Annotated in this window: 10 protein-coding genes; 2 read left to right on the forward strand and 8 right to left on the reverse strand. The window is 58.2% G+C overall.

The window, feature by feature from the left end; translation table 11 throughout:
- Positions 1-97: 97 nt before the first annotated feature.
- Entirely contained in the window at positions 98-2,461 is a 2,364-nt protein-coding gene (locus tag AC1RKC_RS17930) for a DNA polymerase II (protein ID WP_493092679.1), read from the reverse strand.
- A 332-nt stretch (positions 2,462-2,793) separates the two neighbouring features.
- Between AC1RKC_RS17930 and AC1RKC_RS17935 the strand changes: the two genes are divergently transcribed.
- Positions 2,794-3,564 carry a DedA family protein gene (locus AC1RKC_RS17935; RefSeq protein ID WP_020825184.1) on the forward strand — a complete coding sequence of 257 codons (771 nt, stop codon included), beginning with the start codon at positions 2,794-2,796 and terminating at the stop codon, positions 3,562-3,564.
- Between the two features lie 27 nt (positions 3,565-3,591).
- On the opposite strand, the gene ilvN is transcribed toward AC1RKC_RS17935, so the two are convergent.
- The 7 genes from ilvN to sgrR all read right to left on the reverse strand — a co-directional run bounded on the left by ilvN (position 3,592) and on the right by sgrR (position 11,338).
- On the reverse strand, positions 3,592-3,885 hold the full coding sequence (gene ilvN, locus AC1RKC_RS17940) for an acetolactate synthase small subunit (protein ID WP_020825185.1): 294 nt from the start codon (positions 3,883-3,885) through the stop codon (positions 3,592-3,594).
- 3 nt (positions 3,886-3,888) lie between these two features.
- Entirely contained in the window at positions 3,889-5,583 is a 1,695-nt protein-coding gene (ilvB, locus tag AC1RKC_RS17945) for an acetolactate synthase large subunit (RefSeq protein WP_020825186.1), read from the reverse strand.
- Between the two features lie 111 nt (positions 5,584-5,694).
- Positions 5,695-5,808, reverse strand: a complete 114-nt coding sequence (ivbL, locus tag AC1RKC_RS17950) for an ilvB operon leader peptide IvbL (protein ID WP_218167600.1) — start codon at positions 5,806-5,808, stop codon at positions 5,695-5,697.
- 88 nt (positions 5,809-5,896) lie between these two features.
- A complete protein-coding gene (gene thiQ / locus AC1RKC_RS17955) occupies positions 5,897-6,601 on the reverse strand; it encodes a thiamine ABC transporter ATP-binding protein ThiQ (RefSeq protein WP_174573728.1) in 705 nt (234 codons plus the stop codon).
- A gap of 114 nt (positions 6,602-6,715) precedes the next feature.
- Positions 6,716-8,320, reverse strand: a complete 1,605-nt coding sequence (gene thiP / locus AC1RKC_RS17960; protein WP_261135795.1) for a thiamine/thiamine pyrophosphate ABC transporter permease ThiP — start codon at positions 8,318-8,320, stop codon at positions 6,716-6,718.
- On the reverse strand, positions 8,296-9,282 hold the full coding sequence (gene thiB, locus AC1RKC_RS17965; RefSeq protein ID WP_261109670.1) for a thiamine ABC transporter substrate binding subunit: 987 nt from the start codon (positions 9,280-9,282) through the stop codon (positions 8,296-8,298). The genes thiP and thiB overlap by 25 nt, the downstream gene beginning before the upstream one ends.
- A 394-nt stretch (positions 9,283-9,676) precedes the next feature.
- Positions 9,677-11,338, reverse strand: a complete 1,662-nt coding sequence (gene sgrR, locus AC1RKC_RS17970; protein ID WP_493092663.1) for an HTH-type transcriptional regulator SgrR — start codon at positions 11,336-11,338, stop codon at positions 9,677-9,679.
- Positions 11,339-11,428: 90 nt separating this feature from the next.
- Here sgrR and sgrT point away from each other — a divergent pair, with 90 nt between their 5' ends.
- Positions 11,429-11,602 (forward strand): glucose uptake inhibitor SgrT, encoded by a 174-nt coding sequence (gene sgrT / locus AC1RKC_RS17975; RefSeq protein WP_020825191.1) that lies wholly within the window; start codon positions 11,429-11,431, stop codon positions 11,600-11,602.
- Positions 11,603-11,719 lie beyond the last annotated feature (117 nt).

The following is an 11,719-nucleotide window of genomic DNA, read 5'->3' on the forward strand; positions in this document are numbered from 1 at the left end:
GAAGGGCGCTATGGTAATGGAAGGCGGCGCGTTCGTCACCTGCAAAACCCGATGATTTTTCTTAACCCTTCACCAAACCCTGCTGGCGGGCGGAATGTTAAAACAGTCCCATCTGCCCGGTCACCAGCGTGGTAAAATCGTCATGCAAAAATGGCAGTATAGCGTCTGCTACCGGCTGCAGCTGGCGCTCCAGATAATGGGGATAATCAATCGCCGACTGCTGGGTCTCCAGCGGCTCCGGCCCGGCCACGGTCATGACATAGCTGATCCAGCCGCCGTTTTGGTATTGCAACGGTCGTCCCTGCTGACGATTATAGTCGTCGGCGATACGTGCCGCGCGCACATGCGGCGGAACGTTGCGCTGATAGTCGTCCAGCTTCCTGCGCAGACGCTTACGGTAGACCAGCCGATCGTCGAAATCGCCGTTAAGCGTTTGACTAACGTATTCACGCACAAAATCCTGGTAGGGCTGGCGTTTAAAAATGCGTTGATACAGCAGGCGCTGAAACTGCTGTGCCAGCGGTGTCCAGTCGGTGCGCACCGTTTCCAATCCCTTGTAGACCATCTCTTCGCTGCCGTCCGGCTGGGCGATCAGCCCGGCGTAACGTTTTTTACTGCCCTGCTCGGCGCCGCGAATGGTCGGCATCAGGAAACGTGAATAATGGGTTTCAAACTCCAGTTCCAGCGCATTTTCCAGCCCGTACTCTTGCTGCAAATGCTGTTGCCACCATTGGTTCACCTGTTGCACCAGCTTTCGGCCTATTTGCGCCGCTTGCTGCTCGTCATGCGGTTGTTTGAGCCAAACGAAGGTCGAGTCGGTATCGCCGTAGATCACCTGATACCCCTGCGCCTCGATCAGCTCGCGCGTTTGCCGCATGATCTCATGGCCGCGCAGGGTGATCGACGAGGCTAATCGGGGATCGAAAAAACGACAGCCGCTCGATCCTAATACGCCATACAGCGCGTTCATGATGATCTTTAAGGCCTGCGACAAGGCTTTGTTCTGCTGACGTTTCGCCGCTTCACGGCCTTGCCAGATCTGCTCGACGATTGCCGGCAAACAGTGCTTGCTGCGTGAAAAACGCGCGTGGCGAAAACCGGGCACCGAGTCCGCATCGCCTGGGTTTCGCATGCCTTCGACCAAGCCGACCGGGTCGATCAGGAAGGTGCGGATGATTGAGGGATACAGGCTCTTGTAATCCAGCACCAGCACCGAGTCATACAGGCCGGGTTGCGAATCCATCACAAAGCCGCCGGGGCTGTGTTCCTCGGGCTGTTCACCCAGGTTGGGGGCCACAAAGCCCAGCCGGTGCATGCGCGGCATATACAGATTGCTGAAGGCGGCTACCGAACCGCCGCTGCGGTCGGCTGCCAGCCCGGTAACCGTGGCGCGTTCCAGCAGGAAGGTCAGCAATTCGGTTTTGGCAAAAATTCGCGTAACCAGTTCGCAGTCTTTCAGGTTGTAACGCGCCAGCGCGGGCTTGTCTTCGGCAAAGCGCCGGTCGATTTCTGCCATGCGCTGGTAAGGGTTATCGATAGACTTGCCTTCTCCCAGCAGCGTTTGCGACACGTGTTCCAGGCTGAACGAAGGGAAGTTCCAGGTGGCGGATTTCAGCGCTTCAATGCCGTCGATAATCAGGCGACCGGCAGCGGAAGCGAAAAAGTGATTCTGTTTGAAACCGTGTTCGCGCCACTCCAGCAGGTTGCCGCCACGGCCCAGTCGCAGCGGGATCTCATAGCGTTCGGCGTGTTTTTGCAGCACGCGCAAATCGAACTGCACCAGGTTCCAGCCAATAATGGCGTCGGGATCGTGCCGCTCAAGCCATTGGTTCAGCCGTTCCAGCATTTGCGGACGGCTGACGCAATACTCCAACTCAAAATCCAGTGGTTCATTGCCGCCGTTGGCGGGCCCAAGCATGTAAACCTGGCGCTGGCCGCAGCCTTCCAGGGCAATCGAGTACAGCTCGCCGTGGGCGGTGGTTTCAATGTCCAGGGAGACCAGCTTCAAGGTTGGGCGGTATTCCGGCGCCGGTTTCATTTGGCCGCCCTGCAGCGGGCCGTTGCCGTTGGCCTGGCCGCTGAACCACACCGGTGCGGTGATGAAACGCTCCATCAGGTAGCGTTCCGGTGGACGGATATCGGCCTCGTAGACATTGACGCCGCCGTCTTTCAGTAACTTTTCCAGCTTGATCAATTGGCGATGCTGACGGCAGTAAAGCCCCACCACCGGGCGATGGTGAAAGTCAGTCAACGGCAGGGGTTTCAGCTCCAGTTGCCGCTCCTCACGCAGCAGCAGTTCAGCGCGCTGGCGCTGTTCGGCCGGGATAAAGGCTACGGAGATCTGCGGCGCCAGACGAAGTTGCTGCGGCCCATTGTCGGTCGCCAGCCAAAACTCCACCTCGGTGCCGGCAGGCGTATCACGCCAGTGGCGGGTGAGCAGAAAGCCCTGTTGGAGTGACATCATATACCCTTCGTATTTCAAGCTGCGGCGTTGTTGGCTGCGTGCGTTCACCCCAGTCACTTACTTGAGTAAGCTCCTGGGGACTCTCGCTCTTGCCGCCTAGCCGCAACTTGAAATCCATTGGGTATTCCCCTGATGCTCAAGGCGTGGTGTCGTTGGCTGTTTGCGAAAGCTTTGGTTCTGGTAGATAAATTATAGTATGGGTTTTTATACAGTAATTGTCCATGGCCGCACAGTTCTGCCAAAAAAGCATACAATTCACAGGTTGACTCGCTCCCGGCCGCACCGGACAATCCCACGCCCACGCGCTTTGGATAACGAACAGAGGTTTAATGGAAGCCTATTTACAGCACTTGATCACCCAGTCATTGGCTTTCACTCTGATGGTGGTCATGTTTGTCGCGTTTCTGGAATCGCTGGCGCTAGTGGGGCTGTTGCTACCCGGCACGGTCATGATGGCCAGTATCGGTGCGTTGATCGGCAGCGGTCAGGTAGATTTCTATTATGCCTGGGCTGCAGGCATCGTGGGTTGCCTGTTGGGTGACTGGATTTCTTACTTTATCGGCCGCGCCTTCAAGGGGCCGCTGCACCGCTGGTCATTCTTGAAGAAGAACAAAGCGATGCTGGACAAGACCGAGCACGCGTTGCATCAACACAGTATGGCGACCATCCTGATTGGGCGCTTTGTTGGCCCAACGCGCCCGCTGGTGCCGATGGTGGCCGGCATGCTCGATTTGCCGCCGTATAAATTCGCGTTGCCTAACATCATCGGCTGTATTGCCTGGCCACCAGTCTATTTCTTCCCCGGTATTTTGGCCGGCGTAGCCATCGATATCCCTGCCAGCGCCAACAGTGCGTTATTTAAGTGGTTGCTGTTTGCGGTAGTGGTATTGATTTGGCTGGCCGCCTGGCTGAGCTGGCGATGGTGGCGCGAAGGCAAACGCAGCGCCGACCGGCTTGGCAAGTGGCTGTCACCGGTACGTCTGCGGATGGCCTGCGTCCTGAGCTGGGGATTGGCGATCGGCACCTTTTATTATCTGCACCAGCAACCGCTGATGCCAGTTTATCGTCACCTGCTTTGGAAGGTGCTGGCCGGTCAATGACAAGGGGGCGTGACGCCCCTTTGCGCCTTACTGGAAGAAGGCTTCCAGCTGTTCAAACACCCGCACGTCTTCGCTGTGGCGTTTTACCTGCAGCACATCTTCGAGTTTTTCTACCTGGCTGATCATCTGCACCAGCCGCTGATCGTCCGCCACCAATAGCCAGATGCGGCTTTGTTTACCGTCTTTCAGCGGCAGGCACAGAATGCCCTCCACGTTAAAGGCGCGGCGGGCAAACAGGCCGCAGACGTGCGACATCACGCCAGGGTGGTTACGTACCGCCAGTTCCAGGATCACCTGTGGGTTATTGCGTTGTTCTGACATGGCTTATTCTCCAATCATGTCGATGTTGGCAGCGCCCGGCGGCACCATCGGGAAAACTTTTTCATTAATATCAATCAGCGCATGGATCAGGCAAGGCCCTGGACGTTGGATCGCTTCGGCCAGTGCCGCCTGCGGATCTTCTGCGGCATTCAAATCGCAGGTGTCCATCCCGAAACCGGCGGCAATCTTGATAAAGTCGGTGCGCTTGGGATAGGCGGCGGCGAAAATGCGCTGCTGGTAGAACAGCGTTTGCTGCTGGTGCACCAGCCCCAACGCCTGGTTGTTCATCAGGATAATTTTCACGTCCAGGTCATGTTCGACGGCGGTCGCCATTTCCTGAATGTTCATCATCAGGCTGCCGTCACCGGAGAAACACAGCACCTTGCGCTGCGGCTCGGCCAGGGCAGCGCCGATCGCCGCCGGCAGGCCGAAGCCCATGGTGCCCAGCCCGCCGGAGGTCAGCCACTGGCGCGGTCGGCTCAGCGGATAGGCTTGTGCTACCCACATCTGATGCTGGCCAACGTCGGTGGTAATGATGGCGTTTTCGTCCACGCAGCGCGCGGCAGCCAGCACCAGCCCGTAGTGGCTCAGCGGATCTTCGGCGTTAGGCATGCTGAACGGGAACTCGCGCTTGAGATCATTGACGGTACTCAGCCATTCGCTGCGTGGCTGCGCTTCGATTTGAGGCAGCAGTTGTTGCAATACCTGGCCTACGTCGGCGTGAATGGCAATATTGGCCTGCTTTACCTTGCCCAGTTCGGCGCGATCGATATCCACGTGAATGATGCTGGCGTTTGGACAGAATTGCTCGGTCTTGCCAATCGCCCGATCGTCAAAGCGCGCGCCCAGCACGATCAGTAAATCAGCCTCTTGCAGAATAAAGTTGGTACTGCGCGCCGCATGCATACCCAGCATGCCCAGCGACAACGGATGCTGCACCGGCATGGCGCCCAATGCCATCAGCGTCATGGTGGTGGGCAGGTTGGCGCGTTCAGCGAGCTCAATCGCCTGCTGATAGGCGTTGGCGCAGATGATGCCGCCGCCCAGATACAACACCGGGCGTTTGGCCTGATTGATCATCGCGGCGGCCTGCGCCACGGCGGTAGCTTCAAAGGTTGGTGCCGCATCGGGAACGGCGATCGGCGGCAGTTCGTCCAGGCTGATAACCGCCGTTTGAACATCTTTCGGTACGTCGATCCACACTGGGCCAGGGCGGCCGGATTCAGCGATGCGGAATGCGTCACAAATCACCTGTGGCAGTTCGCGGATATCGCGGACCAAATGGTTGTGCTTGGTGATTGGAATCGAGATGCCGTAGGTGTCCACTTCCTGGAAGGCATCGGTGCCAATCATCGAAGAGGGAACCTGGCCGGTGATGCACACCAGCGGGATAGAATCGAGTTTGGCGTCGGCGATGGCGGTGACCAGATTGGTCGCGCCCGGGCCGCTCGAGGCGATACAAACCGCCGCCTTGCCGTTAGCGCGTGCCATACCTTGCGCCATAAAACCCGCCCCCTGTTCGTGGCGAGCCAGTACGTGATGAATACGGGTGCTTTGGCTCAGCGCGTCATACAGCGGCAGTGCCGCACCGCCGGGAATGCCGGCGACGGTGGTGATGCCCTGACGCTCCAGCAGATGAACGATCAACTCAGCGCCGGTGAAGCGGTTACCTTGATGTGGCGTGCCCGAAATTGCCATGTTCCTATCCTTTCTCAAGGCCGGTTTGCTTTTCTGGGCAGGGGGCTAAAACTAAAAACCCCGCCCGGTTTGCGCCGGCGGGGTTTGGGAATCGATGCGTTGATTCGGACCCTACGGCGCATTGCCGACGACCACCACCACACGCACGACGACCACCGCGGCTGGTAGCGCGGTAATTAGTAGGGTCGAAGTCAGCGAGGATGCGATCACAGGGAACCTTATCATCAGTAAAAAAAGTCAGGTTTTTATAAAACCACAGGCGAAAAATTCGCACAACTGGTTTATTTGCACAGCATAAAAAACGGGCGGAAGATCACGGTTTGTGTGAAATGCCCAGCACCTTGGCTTCCGGCGCGCTGCCGTCCAGCAGCGCCTGCGTCGGGCCGTCGTAAAAAATACGGCCGTCCACCACCAGCAGGGTCCGTGGCGCGATGCGTGCGGCGTCATCCAGGTTGTGCGATACCATCAATAGCGTCAGGTTTCGCTGGTCGCAAACTTCCTGCAGCAGTTGCAGCATCTCGTTGCGTAAAGCCGGATCGAGCGCTGAAAAAGGTTCGTCGAGTAACAGGATGGGCCGCTGGCGGATCAGGCAACGCGCCAGGGCGGCACGCTGGCGTTGGCCACCGGAAAGCTGCGACGGCAGGCGAGGCAGATGTTCTTCCAGCCCTACTTGCCGGGCAATTTGCGCCAATTGCCGCTTCTGCTCTTCATTCAGCCGCAGGCCGGGATCCAGGCCTAAACCGATGTTCTGCGCTACCGTCAGGTGGGCGAACAGGTTATTTTCCTGAAACAGCATCGAGACCGGGCGCTTGGCTGGCGGCGTGCCGGTGTGGTTGCTACCGTTGAGCAGCAACCTGCCGCTGGCGGACGGCAGAAAACCGGCGATCAGGCTGAGCAGAGTGCTCTTCCCCGCCCCGCTGGGGCCCAGCACCGCGACGCGTTCGCCCGGTTGAATATGCAGGTCGAAGCGCATTGGCAGGTGTTCATACAGGTAGGTCAGTTTTTCAAGCTTTAGCATATGTCCTTCATCTTTCACGTTGCCGCTGTGTTGGCTTTCTTCACTTATCCCAGTCACTTAGGGAACTAAGCTCCTGGGAATGCGCTCAGTCGCCGCCTTGCTGCAGCTTGAAATCTATCGGTCAGAGCGGCCCGGTAAGCGTTCGATCAGGGTAAACAGCAGGAAGCACAGCAACAGCAACAGCAGCGCGGTGACCGCACCGTCATTGCTGCGGTAGGCGCCGATCTGCTGGTACAGGTAAAAAGGCAGGGTGCGGAAATGTTCGTTGCCAAACAGTGCCACCACGCCGAAATCGCCGATCGACAGTACGCAGGCGAAGGCCAGCGCCTGGGCCAACGGGCGGCGCAGCGCTTTCAGCTCAATCCAGCGTAGCCGCTGCCAGCCCTGAATATCCAGCGACAGGCACAGCGGATTATAACGTTCGGCCAGGTCGCGCATGGGGTTTTCCAACACTTTTAGCGCATAGGGCACGGCCATCAACGCATTGGTGAGGATCACCAGCGCGTACGGCGACTGCGGCAGCCCCACGGTGTCGCTCAACAGCAGGAAGAAACCGGTGGCCAGCACAATGCCCGGCATCGCCAGGATCACCATACCGCTCAACTCCAGCGCGTGCCCCCAACGCAGTCTCTGTTGCAGCTTCAGCTCACGGCTGCTCCACAGCAGCATCATGGTCAGCACGACACAAAGTACGCCCGCCCCCAGAGCGATGCGCAACGAAGTGAACAATGCCTGCCACAACACCTGTTGCTGCAGGACGCTAACCATCGTTTGATTGGCGCCGTCGGCGATCACCGCCAGCAGTGGGGGCAACAGCAGCAGCAACGCGGCGGCAATCAGCAAAAAGTCACTGATGCGTCGCCACAGGCTGTCTTCCGGATTACGCCAGATAGTGGCATGGGTATTGCCGACCGGCAGCGCCTGGCTCAGGCGCTGGCTGAAGATCACCAGCCCCAGGCAGCATGCCAGTTGGATCAGCGCCAGCAGCGCGGCGCGGCTGAGATCGTAGTCGTAACTGAGCGCCTGATAGATGGCCAGTTCGATGGTGGTTGCCTGCGGCCCACCTCCCAGCGACAGTACGGTGGCGAAGCTGGCGAAGCACAGCATAAAGATCAGCGCGCCGCTCGGCAGGATTTGACGGCGCAGCGCCGGCCACTCGACAAAGCGAAACTGCTGCCAACCGCTCATGCCGAGCTGGGCTGCCAATTGGCGCTGTTCAACCGGAATGTTTTCCAGCGCCTGCAGCAACAGACGTGTCGCCAACGGCAGGTTGAAGAACATGTGCGCCAGCAGGATGCCCTGCAGACCATAAGGCGTGAAACTGTAGTTAATGCCCAGCCAGCCACACAGCATTGCCAACCAGCCCTGGCGGCCATATATGCTGAGCAGGCCGAATACCGCCACCAGCACCGGCAGCACCAGCGTCATGGCGCAGAGCCGCAGCAGTAACTGACGACCGGGGAAACGGCGGCGATAGAGCGCCCGAGCCAGCAGGATCGCGGGTAGCACCGAGATCAGCGCGGACAGCAGGGCCTGCCAAAACGTGAAGCGCACTACGTGCCACAGGTAGCTGTCTTGCCATATACCACGCCAGTCGCTGTCCGGCGCGTGCCGCCACAGCGACCCCATCGCCAGCACGGCGATGGTCAGGATCAGGCCGGCGGCCAGCAGCCCGGGCCATAGCCAACGCGGGATCAGTGGCTGACGGCGGTTTGCCATGCCCGGATCCAGTTGCTGCGTTGTTTGGCCACGTCTTCTGCGCTGTACTGCAGCGCGGTCTGCGGGACGGTCATTTGGTCAAATCCGGCCGGCAGTGAGGTCTTGATCACCGGATACATCCAGTTGCCGGTAGGAATGGCGTTTTGGAACGCCGGGGATACCATAAATTGCATAAAGCGTTCCGCCAACTCAGGTTGCTTGCTGGCCTTGAGTTTGCCCGCCACTTCCACCTGCAGATAATGGCCTTCACTGAAGTTGGCAGCGGCATAGCTGTCTTTTTTTTCTTCAATCAGATGGTAGGCCGGGGAGGTGGTGTAGCTAAGCACCAAATCGCCTTCGCCTTTCAGGAACAGGCCATAGGCTTCGCTCCAGCCCTTGGTTACGGTGACGGTTTTCTTTGCCAGCTTCTGCCAGGCTGCCGGTGCCTGATCGCCATACACTTTCTGCATCCATAGCAGCAGACCCAAACCTGGGGTACTGGTACGCGGATCCTCATAGATCACTTTCCAGTTCTGGCTGCTCTCGACCAGCTCATGCAGGCTTTTGGGCGGGTTCTTCAGCTTTTCTTTGTTGTAAACGAAGGCAAAGTAGCCGTAGTCATAGGGGACGAAGGTTTTGTCTTGCCAGCCGCCCGGTACGTTCAATTTGCTGCTGTCGACGTCGCTTGGCGCGAATAGCCCAGTTTGCTGCGCCGCCTGCAGCAGGTTGTTGTCCAGCCCCAGCACCACGTCGGCGGCGCTGTTTTTGCCTTCCATGCGCAGGCGATTAAGCAGTGAGACACCGTCTTCCAGCGCGACAAATTTCAGCTCGCAATCGCACTGGGCCTCAAAGGCTTTTTTGACCGCCGGGCCAGGGCCCCAGTCAGCGGCGAAGGAATCGTAGGTGTAGACCGTCAGCGTGGGCTTGGCGAACACCGGTGCGGCGCACAACAACAGTAACAAGGGCAGGCTTTTTTTGACCACTTTGCACTCCTGAAAATTTAGGGGGGCAAGGGTATCTGAGGGGGCAAGCGGCTGATGCCGGATCGCTGGGCTCAAATCCCTCCGCCGGTATTGACCGGATCAGGTTCGACGGGTTTATCCCCTTCATACTTGAAGTTGCAGCGGTGTTGGCTTCTCTCTCTCACCCCAGTCACATAGGAATTCTATGTTCTTGGGGATTTATGAGCCTCGTCCATGAGGCTCGCCCTTCGGGCCAACGCAAGCGCTGTTCAAATCGGTTCCCGACCGATTTGTCGCTCGGTTGCCGCCTACCTGCAACGTCAATTATTTTGGGTATATCTCAGCAATAAATCGTTTTTCGCACCCCGTTGAGACGGCGCCATTGTAAAGACTAACGGGCGCCGGTGAAAGGTGCTTATGCTTCCGGCGGCGCAAACCAGGCGGATTTGAAATCAAACCAACCCAGAGTGTTCATTCGCACGCCGCGCATGCTGCGCTGGCCATGCAGTTGCAGCCAGTGGTGGAACAGAGGATGCAATTGATGGCCGCTGACCAGACGTTGGCAAAAGTCCGCCAGCGGCAGGGCATTGGCGCGCCACAGCGCCGCATCTTCGGACAAGTCCTCACTCATGCAGTGCTGCATCAGCGGCAGTTCATACAGGGTGGCGAACAGTGAGAACTCCAGCGGCAGGTAAAAGTTGGCGCTGCCGAGCCACAAATCGGTGCTCGCGTCGCCTTTATGCCAGGTAGCGTAATCGACAATCTGAATATTCAGCTTAATGCCGTGCTGCGCCAGCAGCGGCTCGATGGCCTGCTGAATGGCGTGGAACTCCGAGTGTTCGCTGTAGTAGGTCAGGGTCAGTTCGGTCAATCCGGCCGGTTTGGGCTGCAATGCCAGCGCGCGATTGTGGTGCCAGCGCGGCAGAATGCCGTAGGCCGGTGACCAATAGCGTTGATAAACAGGGCCGGCGTTGCTCAGGAGCGAAATAGGGTTGATCAGTTCGCATAACCAGCTGCGGATGACCGGATCGGCCGCCAGCGGAGAGCGCTGATCGAATAGCAGAAAATAGCAGCCTTCTTCCAGTCGGCTTTCCAGCTCGTTTTTCCCGGTATCGTCCGCCTGGAGCTGTACGCCGGAGTGTACCAGTTCTTCGGTTACCTCTGGCAGCACCCAGATATTGACCTCGTCGATCAGTGCGCGATAGCCAAAGTAATCATCAAAGGCGTGAATTTTCATCTGGCTGAGGTGATTGCGCACCACGCTATAGGGGCCGGTACCGACCGGATGGCGCGAGAACTCCGGCAGGCTCTGCCACTCGCGCGGCAATATCATGGCGTGCACGCTGCCCAGCAGCCACGGCAACCAGTAATCGGGGCTGTGCAGATGCACGTCAATCACGTAGGGCGTCGGCGACGTCACGCGTTCGATATGGGAGAACAGCGGTTGTGGCATCAACCGGCTGAGCGAACTGATGACATCTTCCATTTCCAGCTCGCGCCCATGGTGGAAATGAATGGCCGGGCGTAAATAAAAGCGCCAATGCAACGGCGTTAAAGCTTGCCAGTGATGAGAAAGATCGGATTCCAGTTCCCCGTTTTCCTCATTTATCCGCGTCAGGCCGCTGAAAATTTGTCTCGCCAAATGGGTTTCCGAGCGGCGCAGCGCCGAGCCCGGCAACAAATTGTACAGTTGCCGGTAATAGAGCACGCGCAGGATGTGTTTACCCTGACGAAAGCTGCGGCCCAGTTGGGACAGCAGCATCTGCCGCACCACATTTTTATCGCCAACCAGTTGCACCAGCTGATCGATACGATCCTGCTCCAGCAACTCCTCGGCACGCTGTTGCTGCAACGCCAGACCGGTATAGTGAAAGGTCAGTTGCGAACGCTTGCCGCGCCCCGATTCTGCCTGCCAGGTCAGCCAGCCCTGCTGCTGCATGGCGCCCAGTAGTGAACGCACGTGGCGACGCGAGCAACTGAGCACTTCGGCCAGCTCCTGTAACGTGGTTTCGGTCGGTTCGCCATGGCAGCGCTGCCACAGGCGAATGAACTGCTGTTGCAATCTGGAAGTGGACATAAAAGAGGAAGGCTCCGGCGGTAACCCATCAATTTATCTTTCCCTATATTACGCCGATAATTTTCCACAATGAAAGGGGGAGGGCGACGGATGAAAGTTTTCTTGTCAAAACAGTTCTATCAGCGCTACTTCAGCGCAGTACGCCGGCAGCACGCTGACTGGTTGGGACTGGTACCTGAACAGGCGCGGCTGGAGATGTTGGCCCACCTGACCCAATGGGATATCGCGTCAATGACGGACAAGCAATACCGCGAGCACCTCTGAGGCTTCGGTAGCGAAAGTGTTTCTGAGTAATGGTGCTGTTCACCAGCCAGTGGGGTCATACCCACTGGTTTTTTTATTGTGGGCTGCGGGGATATTCTTGCAATTTTTTCCCCTTGG

Source organism: Serratia sp. GW822-FHT06E05 (genome assembly GCF_058799445.1).

Bases quoted from the DNA above. Each gene is read 5' to 3' on its own strand.
- AC1RKC_RS17930 (WP_493092679.1), bottom strand. From the start codon at position 2,461: ATGTCACTCCAACAGGGCTTTCTGCTCACCCGCCACTGGCGTGATACG.
- AC1RKC_RS17935 (WP_020825184.1), top strand. From the start codon at position 2,794: ATGGAAGCCTATTTACAGCACTTGATCACCCAGTCATTGGCTTTCACT.
- ilvN (WP_020825185.1), bottom strand. From the start codon at position 3,885: ATGTCAGAACAACGCAATAACCCACAGGTGATCCTGGAACTGGCGGTA.
- ilvB (WP_020825186.1), bottom strand. From the start codon at position 5,583: ATGGCAATTTCGGGCACGCCACATCAAGGTAACCGCTTCACCGGCGCT.
- ivbL (WP_218167600.1), bottom strand. From the start codon at position 5,808: ATGATAAGGTTCCCTGTGATCGCATCCTCGCTGACTTCGACCCTACTA.
- thiQ (WP_174573728.1), bottom strand. From the start codon at position 6,601: ATGCTAAAGCTTGAAAAACTGACCTACCTGTATGAACACCTGCCAATG.
- thiP (WP_261135795.1), bottom strand. From the start codon at position 8,320: ATGGCAAACCGCCGTCAGCCACTGATCCCGCGTTGGCTATGGCCCGGG.
- sgrR (WP_493092663.1), bottom strand. From the start codon at position 11,338: ATGTCCACTTCCAGATTGCAACAGCAGTTCATTCGCCTGTGGCAGCGC.
- sgrT (WP_020825191.1), top strand. From the start codon at position 11,429: ATGAAAGTTTTCTTGTCAAAACAGTTCTATCAGCGCTACTTCAGCGCA.